The 15,179-nt window shown below is 38.0% G+C and carries 10 protein-coding genes, 13 pseudogenes and 13 other annotated features; of the genes and pseudogenes, 11 read left to right on the top strand and 12 right to left on the bottom strand.

Annotated elements, in window-relative coordinates; all coding sequences use genetic code 11:
• Nucleotide 1: 1 nt before the first annotated feature.
• Nucleotides 2-160: a sequence feature (Evidence 5: Unknown function), on the bottom strand.
• From ydzT (BSU_06034) to ydzTn, 4 pseudogenes are all read right to left on the bottom strand, one after another.
• Nucleotides 2-160 (bottom strand): annotated as a pseudogene (ydzT, locus tag BSU_06034). It overlaps the preceding feature by 159 nt.
• Nucleotides 161-204: 44 nt before the next feature.
• Nucleotides 205-333, bottom strand: a sequence feature (Evidence 5: Unknown function).
• Nucleotides 205-333 (bottom strand): annotated as a pseudogene (gene ydzT / locus BSU_06036). It overlaps the preceding feature by 129 nt.
• Nucleotides 334-425: 92 nt before the next feature.
• Nucleotides 426-635: a sequence feature (Evidence 5: Unknown function; Product type e : enzyme), on the bottom strand.
• A pseudogene (gene ydzT / locus BSU_06037) lies at nucleotides 426-635 on the bottom strand. Its footprint overlaps the feature before it by 210 nt.
• Nucleotides 628-933 (bottom strand) — a sequence feature (Evidence 5: Unknown function). (Overlaps the previous pseudogene by 8 nt.)
• Nucleotides 628-933 (bottom strand): annotated as a pseudogene (gene ydzTn, locus BSU_06038). (Overlaps the previous feature by 306 nt.) Before ydzTn ends, ydzT (BSU_06037) begins: the two co-directional pseudogenes overlap by 8 nt.
• A gap of 413 nt (nucleotides 934-1,346) precedes the next feature.
• On the opposite strand from ydzTn, the gene ydiM reads away from it, so the two are divergent.
• The 6 genes and pseudogenes from ydiM to bsuMB all read left to right on the top strand — a co-directional run bounded on the left by ydiM (nucleotide 1,347) and on the right by bsuMB (nucleotide 5,612).
• Nucleotides 1,347-1,727: a hypothetical protein; prophage 3 region gene (gene ydiM, locus BSU_06040; RefSeq protein NP_388485.1), complete on the top strand. Its 381-nt coding sequence runs from the start codon at nucleotides 1,347-1,349 to the stop codon at nucleotides 1,725-1,727.
• Between the two features lie 258 nt (nucleotides 1,728-1,985).
• Complete coding sequence (ydzU, locus tag BSU_06048) at nucleotides 1,986-2,258, top strand: hypothetical protein; prophage 3 region (RefSeq protein YP_003097688.1); 273 nt, start codon at nucleotides 1,986-1,988, stop codon at nucleotides 2,256-2,258.
• Nucleotides 2,248-2,607: a sequence feature (Evidence 5: Unknown function; Product type h : extrachromosomal origin), on the top strand. It overlaps the preceding gene by 11 nt.
• Nucleotides 2,248-2,607: pseudogene (gene ydzV / locus BSU_06049) on the top strand. It overlaps the preceding feature by 360 nt. The gene ydzU and the pseudogene ydzV overlap by 11 nt, the downstream one beginning before the upstream one ends.
• A gap of 285 nt (nucleotides 2,608-2,892) precedes the next feature.
• Nucleotides 2,893-3,108 (top strand) — a sequence feature (Evidence 3: Putative function from multiple computational evidences; Product type e: enzyme).
• A pseudogene (gene ydiN, locus BSU_06050) lies at nucleotides 2,893-3,108 on the top strand. Its footprint overlaps the feature before it by 216 nt.
• Before the next feature lie 29 nt (nucleotides 3,109-3,137).
• A complete protein-coding gene (gene bsuMA / locus BSU_06060) occupies nucleotides 3,138-4,421 on the top strand; it encodes a DNA-methyltransferase (cytosine-specific); prophage 3 region (RefSeq protein NP_388487.1) in 1,284 nt (427 codons plus the stop codon).
• Between the two features lie 21 nt (nucleotides 4,422-4,442).
• A complete protein-coding gene (bsuMB, locus tag BSU_06070) occupies nucleotides 4,443-5,612 on the top strand; it encodes a DNA-methyltransferase (cytosine-specific); defective prophage 3 (protein NP_388488.1) in 1,170 nt (389 codons plus the stop codon).
• A 95-nt stretch (nucleotides 5,613-5,707) separates the two neighbouring features.
• Nucleotides 5,708-5,977 (bottom strand) — a sequence feature (Evidence 5: Unknown function; Product type e : enzyme).
• Here bsuMB and ydzWc read toward each other — a convergent pair.
• The 7 pseudogenes from ydzWc to ydzWn all read right to left on the bottom strand — a co-directional run bounded on the left by ydzWc (nucleotide 5,708) and on the right by ydzWn (nucleotide 7,136).
• A pseudogene (ydzWc, locus tag BSU_06073) lies at nucleotides 5,708-5,977 on the bottom strand. It overlaps the preceding feature by 270 nt.
• Nucleotides 5,976-6,104 (bottom strand) — a sequence feature (Evidence 5: Unknown function; Product type e : enzyme). (Overlaps the previous pseudogene by 2 nt.)
• Nucleotides 5,976-6,104: pseudogene (gene ydzWmc, locus BSU_06074) on the bottom strand. (Overlaps the previous feature by 129 nt.) The pseudogenes ydzWc and ydzWmc overlap by 2 nt, the downstream one beginning before the upstream one ends.
• Nucleotides 6,104-6,520, bottom strand: a sequence feature (Evidence 5: Unknown function; Product type e : enzyme). It overlaps the preceding pseudogene by 1 nt.
• Nucleotides 6,104-6,520: pseudogene (ydzWmb, locus tag BSU_06076) on the bottom strand. (Overlaps the previous feature by 417 nt.) Before ydzWmb ends, ydzWmc begins: the two co-directional pseudogenes overlap by 1 nt.
• Before the next feature lie 9 nt (nucleotides 6,521-6,529).
• Nucleotides 6,530-6,673: a sequence feature (Evidence 5: Unknown function; Product type e : enzyme), on the bottom strand.
• Nucleotides 6,530-6,673, bottom strand: a pseudogene (gene ydzW / locus BSU_06077). It overlaps the preceding feature by 144 nt.
• Nucleotides 6,674-6,727: 54 nt before the next feature.
• Nucleotides 6,728-6,925, bottom strand: a sequence feature (Evidence 5: Unknown function; Product type e : enzyme).
• Nucleotides 6,728-6,925 (bottom strand): annotated as a pseudogene (gene ydzW / locus BSU_06078). Its footprint overlaps the feature before it by 198 nt.
• Nucleotides 6,925-7,044, bottom strand: a sequence feature (Evidence 5: Unknown function; Product type e : enzyme). Its footprint overlaps the pseudogene before it by 1 nt.
• A pseudogene (ydzWma, locus tag BSU_06079) lies at nucleotides 6,925-7,044 on the bottom strand. It overlaps the preceding feature by 120 nt. Before ydzWma ends, ydzW (BSU_06078) begins: the two co-directional pseudogenes overlap by 1 nt.
• Nucleotides 7,044-7,136: a sequence feature (Evidence 5: Unknown function; Product type e : enzyme), on the bottom strand. It overlaps the preceding pseudogene by 1 nt.
• Nucleotides 7,044-7,136, bottom strand: a pseudogene (gene ydzWn / locus BSU_06083). It overlaps the preceding feature by 93 nt. The pseudogenes ydzWma and ydzWn overlap by 1 nt, the downstream one beginning before the upstream one ends.
• A 401-nt stretch (nucleotides 7,137-7,537) precedes the next feature.
• Between ydzWn and bsuRA the strand changes: the two are divergent.
• The 5 genes from bsuRA (at nucleotide 7,538) to ydjC (ending at nucleotide 12,584) form a co-directional block, all read left to right on the top strand.
• Nucleotides 7,538-8,479 carry a type-2 restriction enzyme BsuMI component BsuRA (YdiR); prophage region 3 gene (gene bsuRA, locus BSU_06090; RefSeq protein ID NP_388490.1) on the top strand — a complete coding sequence of 314 codons (942 nt, stop codon included), beginning with the start codon at nucleotides 7,538-7,540 and terminating at the stop codon, nucleotides 8,477-8,479.
• Nucleotides 8,480-8,510: 31 nt separating this feature from the next.
• A complete protein-coding gene (bsuRB, locus tag BSU_06100) occupies nucleotides 8,511-9,542 on the top strand; it encodes a type-2 restriction enzyme BsuMI component BsuRB (YdiS); prophage region 3 (RefSeq protein ID NP_388491.1) in 1,032 nt (343 codons plus the stop codon).
• Nucleotides 9,543-9,544: 2 nt separating this feature from the next.
• Nucleotides 9,545-10,942: a type-2 restriction enzyme BsuMI component BsuRC (YdjA); prophage region 3 gene (gene bsuRC, locus BSU_06110; RefSeq protein NP_388492.1), complete on the top strand. Its 1,398-nt coding sequence runs from the start codon at nucleotides 9,545-9,547 to the stop codon at nucleotides 10,940-10,942.
• A gap of 573 nt (nucleotides 10,943-11,515) precedes the next feature.
• Nucleotides 11,516-11,851 (top strand): hypothetical protein; prophage region 3, encoded by a 336-nt coding sequence (ydjB, locus tag BSU_06120; RefSeq protein NP_388493.1) that lies wholly within the window; start codon nucleotides 11,516-11,518, stop codon nucleotides 11,849-11,851.
• A gap of 382 nt (nucleotides 11,852-12,233) precedes the next feature.
• Nucleotides 12,234-12,584, top strand: coding sequence for a conserved hypothetical protein; prophage region 3 (ydjC, locus tag BSU_06130; RefSeq protein ID NP_388494.1), 351 nt, complete (start codon nucleotides 12,234-12,236; stop codon nucleotides 12,582-12,584).
• Between the two features lie 105 nt (nucleotides 12,585-12,689).
• On the opposite strand, the gene gutR is transcribed toward ydjC, so the two are convergent.
• Nucleotides 12,690-15,179 carry a transcriptional regulator of the glucitol operon gene (gene gutR, locus BSU_06140; protein NP_388495.1) on the bottom strand — a complete coding sequence of 830 codons (2,490 nt, stop codon included), beginning with the start codon at nucleotides 15,177-15,179 and terminating at the stop codon, nucleotides 12,690-12,692.

Below are 15,179 nucleotides of genomic sequence, written 5' to 3' on the forward strand. Positions count from 1 at the left end.
ATTAGTAAGGAGGTATGGGTATGCCTAAAAGAGTGGGGGGTGACATTCTTTTTATCCCAGCTTTTTTGAGCAGCCGTTTAAGTCTAGTCTCAATAACCTTTCTTAATTGCGGATGACCATCCTCCCGCTCAAAAATAAATGATGAGTCTTGATAAATCAATCTATTTTTAAGCTTAATTTCATTTTGATAAATTTTATTTTTTTTTAGTAGATTGACATCGTTTCATCAATTCGAACGATATCAACAGATCCTGTTGTTTTAGGTGTTAGCAATTGGTATTTTTCAATTTGATTGTTAGGGGTGTATAGGGTCTTTGTGACCTGGCTTATCATTGAAATCTGTCCATTTTAAAGCAAGAAGTTCACCAATTCTTAGGTCGGTCTAGGCAAGTACGGTAAAGACCAAATGGTCCATTTCTAGCCCGTCAGATTGAGCGAGCTTTAGAAAATGTGTCAGCACCTCTTTTTCCAATGCTTTGTTGCTTCTTGGGTAATTGAAAATCCCCAGTTGGGTTCATTTTAATAATCCCTTGAGTTTTAGCTTTTCGGAAAATCATACGGCCGCAGGCATGAATACCTCCCAAACAATTGTGACTGTATTGCTCGTTCAGTTCTAACGTGCGGTCTTCATACATTTTTTTGTGTTTTGCTAATCGGGTATTGACCCAATACTGCGATAAAATGCATCATTTTCTTTTCACTGGCCCGTACACTGCTTATTTTTACCCCACTCCGGTTGTAAATCTTAAGCCAACCTTTTGCAAATGTTTTGAAGGGCATATCTGACTCCTTAATAAAAGTCCCGTTGTCGTTTTGGAGTTCTACGTGACGGGCTGCTACTGGGGCTTCTTTCTTTGTTTTAAATCTTCCTTTGGATATTTCTAGACGTTTTTTGGTTAAAGGGTCAATGCCTAGTAGATATGATAACTCCACGTCTTACCGCATTGCTTGAGTTTTGCCATTTATTTGTCCCTAACTAATTTTTTTTCATCAAATTGGTCTTTAAGTGAGTTTAATAATTTTTGTTTCTCTCGACTGGTCAATAATTGCCCTTCATATTTCAAAAGATTGGATAAATTTGAGATGGAATCAATCCTGATGGATTCTAAAAGCTTTGTAAATTTCTAATTTTATCCTGGCCTACTGTGCAACAGACCTTCTTAATCGAGCCTAATTTTCCATCTATTTGATTGGGGAACAAATGGCTTTTTAACAAGAAAGAAGTCCAAGAATACATTGATTGGTGGTCAATTGAGGTTAAAAGGAAAAAGAGGGCCTGATATATCTTTCACTTTCGCCTAACTAGCAAAATTTAATAAAACGATAAGCGATGTGAGGTGAAAATTATGCTAAGTGATAATAATTTTGTTTCCGAAACACTGGAGAATGTACAGTATCTATTGCCAGGTGCAAAAGTAATCAAATTGAGGGGATACAGCAGGGCCCACAAAGTATACACCATTGCAAAATCCCCGGTAGAAAAGTGGAAGGTCGCCGCAGGTTTATCCGGATCAGAGATAGCAATTCTGATTAGAAAAGGTCATTGGATTGGTGCAAGCATTCCAGCTGGCGGAATTGTCATCGATATTGATGATTCAAAACAGGGAGAGCTAGTGAAAGGTTTACTAGATGCGCAAAACTTTCATTGTCATTGTATTAGGACCCTAATGGGTGGCAGTTTATTTTTAAGGATAACCAACATGGGGAAAAGAAAATTAAACAAATAACCAAATTTTTTACTCAAATAGGTATCATAGTCGATGCTGGGATCGCTGGGGCAGGCTATATTGTTTTCCCAACAAGTAACACTGAGGACGATATATAGTAACTAAGAGTCCTAATGAGTTAGATGAAATACCTAATTATCTGAGGCCTGTACGGAATTCTGTTAATGTAAAGGACAACAACACTGGTGAAAAATATGTATTCCCTGTACCAATCGACAGAGTTGGTAGCAGAAATGATACTTTAAATTTGCTACACATTTGAAAGCCTGGAAGGTGGAACCATACGAAATTAGCAAGGCCATGGAATTGATTTATAAATACCTTCTGCTGGATAAAAAAGATTTCTCTTTGGAGGAATTTTATAAACTCACCATATATGCTATCAAATGGAAACTGGAACAAGCTCAGTTTCCATTGTATTTAGAATCCACAAAAAAATCGCATCAAAATGTTATTCCCCAGCCGTTTAAGATAAAAGGAAATGTCTTATATAAAACGGTAATCAAGAATAGCGGGGACTTTGAAGAATAGCTCATCATGGCGTGTAGGAGTGATTCACCCTTTTAAGAAACTGTCTAATATCGAAAGAAACAGTGTTCATTATGAACTAGCCTCAAACGATAACGGACGCGAAAAAAAGGATATAGTTCCTGCTAGTGTTATATCACCAAGCGGGAGTTGCTTTTCATTGGCGGATAATGGGCTAGTTGAGAAGGAAGGGCAAAAAATGAAGCTGACAGAGAGACAACGACGCTTTTGTGATTTCTTTACAGAAACTAGAAATACAACAGAGGCTACGCGTCTAGCCGGAAACAAAGGGAAAAATCTCAACAGAGTAGCTTCTCAAAACTTGTCAAAACTAGACATTCAAACTATATAGAGCAAAGAAATAATCAACTAGAAGCGGAGCGCATAGCAAACATTATTGAGGTAAAAATGTTTTGGACAATTATTATACGCGATGGAATAGTTCGGTTAAAGAGCGACTAAAGGCGTCTGAGTATATTACTAAAACAAATGCGGCCTTCAAGGAATAGATTGAACATACTGGTGAAATTAAAACAGGGAATGAGGAAGAAGCTAAATTCGAATGAGAGTGATCTAAGGCTTCTAGAATTGTATATGGAGGTGTGGTAACGTGAGCAAGCTTATATAGAAGGATTAAGTGATCAAGTTTAGTGTAATACTAGGAATGATAAGGTGTTCATTAACGCACATTACAACTAAAAATACCGTAAATGCCCTCAAGAGGATGATATATCCAAAGCAAAAACCTTCATTCTTTCATGAATTTAAAGTATTATATAAGCTACTGAAAAAGTTTTGTATAAAAGGTATAATGATAAAGAACATTCGTTCTTGTATGGGGTACTTTCTCTGAGAATGAAAATAATGTCTTAGGGTGATATAATGACAAATTTTATTTTAAATGAAAATAAACAGTTATCATTGGCAATTGAAGATGAGAACATAGAAAATTTTTATATAGATGGTACAGATTTAGTCCGAAAGATAATCCGTAGATCAGGTTCAGGAGTTACATCACGGGTTCCGGTCCTTAGCACCCAAGATTTAGAAAACAAGAACCTTCATGAATTATACGATGAATCTTGGCTCCGTATGAAAAACAGACCCAATACTGAGCTCACTACTGAGAGTATAAATATTGCGGATTTATTTAGTGGATGTGGAGGTCTATCCTTAGGGGTTTGGGAGGCATGCCGTGCCCTGGGGATAAATCCAAGATTTTCGTTTGCTTGTGATCTTAACGAAGCTGCCTTATCTGTGTACGAAAAAAACTTTTCTCCCGATTTTAGCTTGAATGAATCCATCGAAAAACATATTAATGGCGAGTTAGGTGCTCCATTAACTGTTGAAGAGCAAAGAATAAAAGATAAGGTGAAAAAAATAGATTTCATTCTAGCAGGTCCTCCTTGCCAAGGGCATTCTGATCTTAATAACCATACTAGACGAAAAGACCCTAGAAACGCTTTACTAATGAGAGTAAGTAGAGTTATAGAGTTGTTCCAACCTTCTTCAGTATTAGTGGAGAATGTACCAGGAATTATTCATGATAAATCTGGTTCTTTTAAAGAATTTAAGAATCATTTAAAGACACAAGGTTATTACTTCGATGAAATCGTACTAAATGCTGAAAAACTAGGTGTTTCACAAGCACGTCGTAGATATTTTATTTTTGCTTCAAAAACTCCTGTATCTTCCTTAAATCAAATAAATGAATTTTATTCAACCAATAGTAGGCCAATTAGTTGGGCAATATCAGATTTAGTAGAAAATGTAGGTGATGATATATTCAACACTGCTTCCGAGCATTCATTGGAAAACAAAAGGAGAATAGAATATCTTTTTGAAAATAACTTGTTTGAATTACCTAATTCAGAAAGACCGGATTGTCATCGGCTAAAACCACATTCATACAAATCTGTGTATGGCAGAATGTATTGGGATAGACCTGCTCCCACTATAACCAGAGGGTTTGGATCAACAGGTCAAGGGAGATTTGTTCATTCTTTGTTAAAGAGAACGATAACTCCCCATGAAGCAGCTAGGATTCAGTTCTTCCCGGACTTTTTTAACTTTGGTGACCTTCGGAGGAGACAGTATCAAGACGTTATCGGTAATGCTGTGCCTTCCAAACTATCCTATTTATTAGCATTACATCAATTAAGATAAAAAGATTTGAGGTTGATATCTTTGAAAGTTGTTAGTTTATTCTCCGGCATAGGCGGAATAGAGCTTGGCCTTCATCAGTCAGGACATACAACAGAAATATTTTGTGAGGTTGATCCTTTGGCAAAAGCTGTTTTATCAAAAAACTTCCCTGGCGTTAAGATAGAAGATGATATTAATGAAATTAGAGAGTTACCAAGCTGTGATTTAGTTGCGGCAGGGTTTCCATGCCAAGATTTAAGTCAAGCTGGAGGTAAAGAAGGGATTGACGGATCACGCTCCGGTTTAGTTAAGAAACTATTTGAACTTATAGAAAAGAAAGAACATGCAAATCGCCCTCCATGGATACTAATTGAAAATGTCCCATATATGTTAAGGTTAAACCGTGGTAAAGCTATGTCATATTTAACATCTGTCCTTTCTGAATTAGGTTATACTTGGGCATATCGAACTGTTGATGCTCGTTGTTTTGGTTTACCGCAACGAAGACATAGAGTTATTTTGTTAGCCTCTTTATTTGAAGATCCAAAAGATGTGATTTTTTCACAGGATCATTCAGAACCAGATTTAGATGGAAAGCCTTCTGTTGTGGATCATTCCAACTATTATGGTTTTTATTGGACGGAAGGGTTAAGAGGTGTCGGCTGGGCACGTGAAGCAGTTCCACCTATAAAATGCGGATCGTCTGTAGGTATAGCCTCTCCACCTGCAGTTTGGTCTCCTTACGAGGATATAGTAGGGACCATTAATATAAGGGATGCTGAGCGCCTACAAGGATTCCCGGAAGATTGGACAAATATCACTACTGAAACAGGTAAGGATATAAAAGAAGGTGCCAGATGGAGATTGGTGGGAAATGCTGTTTCGGTAAGGGTTTCTAAATGGATTGGTGAAAACTTAAGTCAGCCAAAAGGGTCGATATCAGATTTTGAAGGTGAATTAGTGACCAAGACTTGGCCAAGTGCAGCATGGGGGTACGGAGATAAAAAGTATAAAGTTCCCGTATCAAAATGGGTTGCAAACACAGAACAAATAGCTATTTCAGAGTTTTTAAATCATCCATTAAAACCTTTATCTGCTAGGGCATTAAACGGTTTTTTAGGTAGAGCAGCCAGGTGTACAAATGTAAATTATTCGGATGAATTTATTAACTCGTTAGAACGTTGTAAGGATAGGCAACTTCAAAAGGTTTAACTTTTCACATTAAAGAGAGCATACTAAAAAGTATCGGAGCTGGATAAAACCAGCTCCGTTTTTTATCTTTAATTTTTTTTGCATTATTCCATCTTTTATTCGACCAGTTCCATAAACTCCTTTTCAATTCTTTGGGGGTTTCGGGTCTCGGCAAGACTTTCATCTACCCTGAAGTAGAATTTGATTTTTGGTTCTGTTCCTGAAAGTCGCAGGCACATCCAGGGATCCGACTTCAAGAAAACATTTAAGAACATTTGACTGTGGAAGGCCCATGAGTTCCTCAGGGCCTTCCACAGTCTCTCGATTCCGGTCAAGTAATCCTCAACAGTGGTAACCTTGACGGAACCAAAGCTGGCCAAATTCAGAACGGAAGGCAGCGAGGGTCTGCTGAATCAGTTCTGCCCCTTCTTTTCCCTTTAGTGTTAATGAGCGCAGGCCTTCCTGAAAGTAGCCATATTCTTCAATACTAAGGAGAGCTTCGTATAGTGAAATCCTTTTTTCTTATAGTAAGCACATACCTCAACTGCAAGGACATCCGTCTGAACAGCATCCTTGTCTCGGACAAAGTCGCCAATCAGATAGCCATAGCTCTCTTCGTACCCAAAGAGGAAATTATGTTCTCCTGTCTTGTAGTAGCCATTAATCTTTCTGGCAATGAACTTAAATCCCGTTAATACACCGATTGTTTCGACTCTGAAAGAGGTTGCAACTTCCCTCCCAAGCTCCGAGGTAACAATCGTTTTAAGAACGATCCCATTAGATGGAAGTGTTCCTTTCTTTTTTATTTGGGTTAAGATATAGTGGAGCAGAAGTGGCTCGGTTTGATTTCCGGTTAAAACCGTATACTCACCATTTTCATTTTTAACAGCAATTCCAAGCCTGTCTGCATCGGGATCTGTTGCAATTAAATATCGGCGTCAATTTGCTGCCTTCCCTGATGGCCAGCTCAAACGCGGCATGTTCTTCAGCATTTGGACTGGTGATAGTGGAAAACAGAGGGCAGGCTGCTCCTGTTCTTTTCCCACCGCTACATGCTTGTAGTTCATTGCCGCCAAGGCCATTGCAGTAGATTTGCTGTACCATGAAGCGGCGTAAATACAACCTTGATGTCTGTTTCATCTTAAATATTTGAGTTTTCTGAAATAGTTCAAGGTATGCCTTGTCCACCTCTGCGCTATATTTTGATCAGGCCCTTTGCTAGGAGGAAGCTGGCCGCCATCTGGCCCATAAACTTTATATCCATTGTATTCAGGCGGGTTATGGCTCGCAGTCACAACAATACCGGCAAAACCATGAAGGTGACGTACTGCAAACTTAACACGGTTGTAGGCCTTAATGACTCGAAAACGTATGCGCTGGATGCCAGTGTCCTGGCGGCTTCCATTATAAAAGCCGCCAACCCAGCAGAAACTTTCCTTAACGTATAGATGTCATCCGGTTTGTTCCAGCTCCAATTTCCCCGCGCATGCCTCCTGTTCCATATCCCAAATTCCTTATAAAAAGCATCTTCCAGGTCTTTCTCATTCCTTCCTGATTTACCCAACCCCGATTTTAGCTCGGTGCAAGTTGACTAAACTGTAGCCATTTTTCTGTTTTGTTTTTCCAGCCTATGATTGACCTACAATAAAATAACATTATTGTTCATTATAATATAGTCTAGAGGTTTTCGAACGACGACTTTCTGACATAAATCGAGTGCTCTTGTCTGATTATGTCTAGTTATAGTTGGTTTTTTTTATTTTGTCTCTAAATTTGATGAGATCATGGTGGCGAGGAATTTCTTTTTCGACAGCCCCAATCAGTACCAATTCGATATTTGAATTGGTCTCTCAAACAATTCCATCCTCTTTATTTATTATGATACAATTATATTAATTAGAAAATACATACATATTAGCTTGTGTGATTTTATGGGGGTAAAATCAATGACTTTTATAAAAAGATTAGAGGACGCTTATGAAACTCTATTAGGGAATTACCCTGCCGGAGTATCTAGTACCAGTACTAGTAAGTATAACGAAATACGAAAGATTGTTTCAGAAGCCTTCTTGATCGGTGAAAATGAAGTGTATGTAACGGGAACATCAAGAAGGATTAGCAATTTGGACACTCGGTTTGCTCAAGGAAATCAACGGAATAAACATACCCGGATGGCAGTTGCTTTTATTTCTATACCTTCTGTGGACGATTCGGAATTAGATGAACTAATTATAAGAACGAGAAATAGTGCAATTACAACCTCATCTAAATTCTGTAACGGGGAAGAAAGGGGCACGATTTTTGACGGAATATTACTTTTTTTAGTATTTGAGGGTGAAACCAAAGTGTATCCGCTAGCATTCTTAGTTTTCGAGAACGATTTTGAATTAAAGGAAAAGGCTGAGGAATTGATTCCAGGAATTGAACTCAAAGAATACCCGCGAGCTAATCAATCCCCAGCCCAGGAAAATAACAAAAGCGCTAAAAATGAAGATGAGGAAAGTGCAAAGAGCTATGTAGTCTTCCTTGATATTGAGGAAGATGGTTCTATTGTGGAATTTGTAGAAGATAAAGACAAAACCTATAGAATTGGTGATATGATTTGGACGGCTTCACATACTAATGGTTCATCAGCTATCACACGCAGACTGGAAGTAATTGAAGTCGTTGAAAATCTTGTGGTGTGTAAGATAAAACATAAATATAATGAACCTGTTGATAAGAATTCACTGCTTAAGTTTGTAAATATTGAACAAGATTTGATTTCATTTCTAGACTTACATCCAAATGTCCAAAATGGAAGTGAGGGATTTGTATCTGGGGACATTGTTGATGAGAACGCTACTACATCATCGGATGACTTACCGGAAGACTTTGAAAATAACTAAGCGATAAACTTTAAATAGGGGAAATGAACTGATGGAAATATCCAAACAAACTTCAGATTTATTATTGAGCCTAGAAAAGAAAAAAGGCACTTTACCAAAATTCAGCGTTTTACGCAGTATTCCTAGGAATAGGATTATTTATGGTGCACCAGGAACAGGGAAGAGTAATTATCTAGAAAGGGAAGTGGGAAAGATCTTTGGTGATAATCCATATGTATTCACCCGAGTTACTTTTTTCCCTGGTTATACATATGGACAATTTATAGGTGCTTATAAACCGGTTCCTATATATAAAAAATTAAGCGGTGAGGAAGAGATATTTAGTTCAAACTTTAGGGATAAGATGGAAAACTTTGAGCCAATGATTGATTATCAATTTGTTCCTGGCCCATTTATCGATGTATTAATTAAAGCTCTGAAAAATAGATACACTAATTTTATATTAATTATCGAAGAAATTAATCGTGCCAATGCAGCAAGTGTTTTTGGTGATATTTTTCAATTATTAGACAGAAATAAAAACGGTGAAAGTGATTATCCTGTTACATTCGGGCCGGACATTATGAATTATTTAGCGAGAAACGGAATTAAAGATGAAATGATTAAGCTACCATCCAATTTCTTTATTTGGGCAACTATGAATAATGCGGATCAGGGTGTTTTACCGCTCGATACCGCTTTTAAGAGAAGGTGGTCATTTGAATATTTAGAGTTGGAAAAGTATAGAAAGGCAGTGGACTCTTGGAAGCTGAGCCTCAGATATAAAGGTCATAATAAAGTAATTATGTGGAATGATTTCCGAGACATTATTAATAAGCGTCTTAAAGGAAAAGTACCAGAGGATAAGCTGCTTGGACCTTTTTTCCTGAAAGAAAGTGAACTGTGGAATCAGAATGTATTTAAAAATAAACTGCTTTATTATTTGAAGGAAGATGTTTTCAAGCATAATCCAACGATTGATTTTTTAAATGCTAGTACTTTCTCTGAGCTAATTGAAAAATATGATGGCTCGGATAACATTTTTACTTTTGACATAGATGATTCGTCTTTTGTGAGTGATTAACTATGGATAAGTCAAGTAAGTTCTTCTTTGAAGATCAAAAATACAATAAAGAAAGGATTGTACGTGTACTCGGTGGTAATTTAGCTTTACTCAAAAGTAAAGGTATATTATATGAAGATTCTAGTGGGGATTTAATATTTAACTATGTAGGTGTTATATCTAATGGGCGCAATGTAATATTCATTTTGCCTAAATACTGTAACAGGCACTTAGATGAACATTCAAAGCGGACTTTGTTTAATAAGTTGCTGAAGATTTTTAAAAAATATTCAGGTTTAAATAAAAGCCGGGAATCTGATTATTTCGTATCGGAGCTAGATAGTGATGAAGTCTCCGACTTTATGATAGCAGATTATTTGCTTAATGATTTCTCATTGAATGGGTATTATCAAAAAAAATTTACTGAATATGAAATTGATGGAGAAGGAATTATAGATTGGAGTAAGACAGTTAATGAAATTACCCCAGTATTCTCAAAGGGAGTTCCATATTATTTCAGTACTTATAATGAAGTGGTACAAAAAGACGAGTATCACTTGATAGTTAAAATTCATAAATGGGCTTTAAGTAAATATTTTAATGATTTCGGAGTCATTTTAGGTTTTACGGGACTAGAATTTGATAAATCCTGTGATGGTATGAAAATTTTGGACTACGCTGATTTTTTTGGCTCAGTAATAAATAAAGAAATCGTGAACACATATGTTGATCGTGACGTTAAATTGTTAAAGGCATTGAAAACCGCAATTGATAGGGAAGAGAATCAGTTTTCTAAACGACCCACTCTTTCTCTGTATGGAACAAAATACTTTCACAGAGTATGGGAGGAAGTATGTAAGACCGTATTTTCCCATGTTAATGAATACGTAAAAAAGATATCAAGGCCAAATTGGATTAACTTTACGGATATAGAGGTTAATAAAGAGAAAAAAACACTAGAACCCGATATTATTAAGGCTTTCGAATACCGTTCAAAAGAATACTTTTTAATATTAGATGCTAAATATTATAATATAAATTTTGACGGAAAAAAGCTGGAGGGGAATCCTGGGGTTGAAGATATAACTAAGCAGCTGTTATATGATAAGGCACTTGAAAAACTGTCCAGAGGTAAAACAAAACATAATGCTTTTCTGTTTCCTTCCTCTAATTCAACCAATACCTTTAAAGTATTTGGTTCTGTTGATTTTGATTTTCTTGATATAGCCGCTGTAACTCTTGTTTATATTTCTGCTGAACAAGTTTATAACTTATATCTTGAAAATAAAACATTTTCCACTGATGACTTATTTAAATTTGTAAGTGAAATTAATAAGTCAAAAAAACGACATAGCGTTATAACTTCAACATTGTATGGTAATATGTTTTTGTTTACAAAAAGATTAAGTGATAAAAATTAGTTCTAGAAGGTTAAAAGCCGATAACATAATACTTGTCCTCGGTTTTGTCCTCCTATAGTTTTAAAAATATTTATCAGCATTAAATGTTAAGTCTAAAAAACAGTATTTTGAGCTGGTTTTTTTAATACTATTTTCAACTGTTATTAGTCGGAATGAATGGGTTGCATGATGTAAAACCGACAAAAAACTCTTGATAAACAGGGGTTTGTCGGCAACGGACTTTTATTTTTGATGCCCTTTTGGCCATTTGCAAATTTTCAAGGCTTCTCATGAGTTCACCGAACTTGTGAGAAGCTTCTTTTTTGATGTATAAATAAACATGTGTAGTGTGTACAAGCTTACATGGCATTTCATTTATGGACCGCTTCTCTCTCTATTGCAGACAGGATACCCTATTGGTATACTCTCATACGACACAAAAAAGACCCAGTTATCTAAATAAGTAGTGCCACCCACTCTTAGACTGTTTCCCCTAGAAAAGCACTGTCAAAGAGGAATCCTGTTAAATCTTGTGCTTCTTTGCTTTTTTAGCTAAAAGACGATGTTTTCCTTGCAATAAGGAACTCGTCTTTTATGTTAAATATAAAGAGCGACAGAATAATGACATCTGATCCCCAAAAATTCACTGTCGATGGAGTTAGATTCTTCCAACAGTACCTTAATAAAATCCGTCCCGACGCTATGGAGATAGACAACCTAATTATCAACTCTGATATTATCAAGGAGGACTTAATAGTGCATGTCTCAAAAATGATAGATCGTTTGGCTTTATATGATTTACACAGAAAAAGAAGCATAGATAAACATTTTTCTGCTGCTTTTACAGTCGATATCAATGATAGAGAGGAATTTTACAGTGCAAATATAGCTGATGTTTCAATTGATTTGAATGAATCTAGTGGTGTTTAATTGAATCTCATATTCTTCAGAAGAACCATTCAATACTTCTTGAACAATATTTAAAGTATTCATCAGCTTCCTCTACTGAAACAATATCTTCAATGAAATCGGAAAAGTATTCTAGTTCTGTTCTTGTTGGAAGAACTATTCTTAAGTATCCTAAAGGGTCTCTTTTAAATGAATATACCATGATAAATCAGTCTTTCCTTTCTGTTTATTCTTAGTTAATATTGATCGTACAATTGAGTCGACAAGACAGGCTATTGTAGATTTACGGGCGTTCATTCACTGGATAAAAGCAAATAAAAAAGGGCCTGTTATCATAGTCGGAGTAAGCCTTGGGGGATGGGTTACTAATCTAATTGCTACCCTGGAATCGAAAATTGATGTAGTGGTATCTATCTTTTATGCCAATCGCCTTTCTTATTCGATATGGAACACGATCCCAGGTAAATACATAAGAGAAGAATTAGAACAAAATGGTGTGACCTATAATGAGTTAATAAAATATTGGGATATCACAGATCCTAGTCAAGCCTTGCCGAAAGTTAATAAAGATAACGTACTGCTGATTTCTGCTAAACATGATCAATATATTGACTTGAAAGATGCAGATTATTTATGGGAAAGTTGGGGGAGACCTACAAGATATGTCTACAATTGTGGTCATTCCGGTATTGTTCTTTGTCGCAAAAAGCTGGCAAATGATACGCTTTCCTTTATACGAGAAAAACTGGTTTGATACATTTGTAGACTTTAATAAGAAACGAAAGGCCAACTGCGACTTCAGTTGGCCTTTCCTATTTATAATAAAGAAATTGAGTGAGATTGCTGACAGAACTACGTACTACTCGTTTTCTTTAGTTGCCCTTGCTAATCGTTCAACCTCTCCCCGAATCCCAATCGCAGGCTCCCACGAATCAATCAAACGAATCGCCTTCTGATTAGATTCCACCGCTTTCGTTTTCTCTCCTTTACGATACAACAGCTGCGCCATTCCGTAGTGATAGTAGATCAGTTCAACTTGATTGGCGTTATGTTTGTCATAGAGCATTTGCTCAAAGGCTTCTTCCGCTTTTTCAAACTGATCACATTTCACGTAAGCGACACCCAGATTGAAATAGGCTTCTATCGTTTTTTCGCCGCCGTATGTGGAGCTGATTTCATTTGCCGCTTCGTATAATTGAATGGCTTCTACATGATAACCTCTCGCAAAGCTTAAGTCACCGCGAACCAATAGAACTCTGTGTTGAATGGTAGGGGAAATCGGTTGATTTTCGATTTCGTTTAAAATTGTCTCTGCTTTTTCCTGTTGCCCGTCTTTTAAAAACAGCCTTGCTTTGAGTGCATGTCCCCAAACCTTTAGATCATAGGCATCGTGAGCGTCTGATTGTTCAAGAATCTTCAGCCCGGCTTCTATTTGCTGAAGCGCTCCGTCTAAATCATTGACTTCCATCAATGCCCAGCCTGAGGTGTCGATTCGGAAGTACGCTTCTCGTGTGTGTTGGCCTAAGTGATGGGCGGCGTCGGCCGCTTTGCGTCCGTATTCGATTCGCAGGGGCAGGTTGATTCTGCTTAGAAAATGGCTAATGCGGGTGATGAGTTCGATTAGGATTTCTTTTTGTTCAGTTTCACTTGCCCATTGGATGACCTTTAAGATGTTTGGCCATTCTTGTTTCATTTGATCTAAGTTCCGTCCCAGCAGGTAGCTCCAATAGATAGAGTTGGGCTGTTCCCGCTTTAAATGGGTTTCGGCATAATCAATATAATAGTGCGCCCAGCGATTGCGGGCTTCTTTTTCATATTCGTGCTGTTCGGACAAGTGCTGTTCTCCGTAAGCGACAACGGTTTGGTGCGCTAAGTATTGTGTCCTGCCTTGGCTTCGTTCCGGCTGAATCAGCGCATATGACCGCATTTGTTCCATAGCGTAATGAAAACGGCGGGCGTCTAATCCGGCTGCTGCCGCCAGGCTTTTTTCATCAGGCGGCTTGCTGAAAAAGCAAAGCGTCTGCCAGAGCTTTCGCGTATCTTCATTGCATCTATCCCAGGTGCGGCCAAAGAGGAATTCAAACAATTCCAGCAGTGAGTAGCCTGCTTTTCCAAGCTCATGAATCAGCTGCTGAGCGGGGATGTCATCGTCTGACATATAGGCAATGCTGAGTGCCATGGCTTTCGGGTTTCCGGCAGTCGCTGAAATGAATTCGTTTTTCAGGTCAGATGATAGATGTAACAGCTGCTCCAGCTTTTCCCGTTTACGTGGGAGGTTGCATGTTTGTAAGCAGTGATGCACTTCTTGTTGAAAAAATTCGTGGGCATCTGTTTGGTCAAGACCGCTTAGCTGAATGGCTGTCATTTCTCCGAAGCTTTCCCGATAAGTTTGCTTTACGTTTTCCCGCGCTGTAAGGAGAACTTTTACGCCTTGCGGAAGGCTGGTGATAAATTCATGAATGTCACGTTCTGCAGTATCAATGCTGTCAACGATCAGCAGGATCGGTTTTTCTCTAGTGTAATTGGCTAACGCATTGCGGACGACAAACCGTTTTACATTGATTGATTTATCGATTTGTTCTTTGCGTCCGAGCTGATAGGCGATCGTATTTAAAAAATCGCTAAAGCTTAATCCTTTCCAATCAGCGCTGACCCAGATGATGCTGTTGAATGCCGGCCAAACTGAAGTATCGTCGACACAGGAATAGGCGGCTTCAAGAGCAATTGTGGTTTTTCCCATGCCGGCCCAGCCGGTGATTAAACAGACTGGTGATGGAGAAAGCATCCATTGCCGTATCGCTTCCATATCAAAGCTGCGTCCGATAAAGCGTCCGGACCAGCGTGAGGGTAAATTATGCGTGATGGGCTGTTCTGTAAGCGCATTCGTTTCTTGGCCGGGTCTGTCATGAAACAGCCGTTTTACTACATTTTCAATTTCGCCTTCACTCGGAGCCCCGAATAATCCGTCTTTTCGCAGTATTTTCGCTTTTTTCAAACAGGATGCTGCCCATACAGGCAATGCGGGTTTGATGACTGGGATAGTGGTGGCTTCCAGCAAGTCGGTCAACCACTCGATATCCAAGTCGGTCTTTTCGAGAATGATCCAGATCATTCCGAACAGTTTTCCGTCGTCGATTCTTCCGGGAATGTAGTTTGCCCCCATCTGTCCGATCCAGCTTTTGATCGTGTTTGGGGAGACTCCCAGCTGGAGTGCGATTTTATCTATGTAAGACTGTCCTGTTTTTTCATTCTTTTTCCTTCTGACTTTATAATCAGGATGAAGTTTTAGCGTTTTGACGCCAGGTGCCAGCATTTGTGCAAATTGTTTTCGGTTTTCAAGTTCAGCCAT

The organism is Bacillus subtilis subsp. subtilis str. 168 (genome assembly GCF_000009045.1).
GTDB lineage: Bacteria > Bacillota > Bacilli > Bacillales > Bacillaceae > Bacillus > Bacillus subtilis.

Coding starts and splice junctions, on each gene's coding strand:
- ydiM (NP_388485.1), top strand. CDS start 1,347: ATGCTAAGTGATAATAATTTTGTTTCCGAAACACTGGAGAATGTACAG.
- bsuMA (NP_388487.1), top strand. CDS start 3,138: ATGACAAATTTTATTTTAAATGAAAATAAACAGTTATCATTGGCAATT.
- bsuRA (NP_388490.1), top strand. CDS start 7,538: ATGACTTTTATAAAAAGATTAGAGGACGCTTATGAAACTCTATTAGGG.
- bsuRB (NP_388491.1), top strand. CDS start 8,511: ATGGAAATATCCAAACAAACTTCAGATTTATTATTGAGCCTAGAAAAG.
- bsuRC (NP_388492.1), top strand. CDS start 9,545: ATGGATAAGTCAAGTAAGTTCTTCTTTGAAGATCAAAAATACAATAAA.
- ydjB (NP_388493.1), top strand. CDS start 11,516: ATGTTAAATATAAAGAGCGACAGAATAATGACATCTGATCCCCAAAAA.
- gutR (NP_388495.1), bottom strand. CDS start 15,179: ATGGCTGAACTTGAAAACCGAAAACAATTTGCACAAATGCTGGCACCT.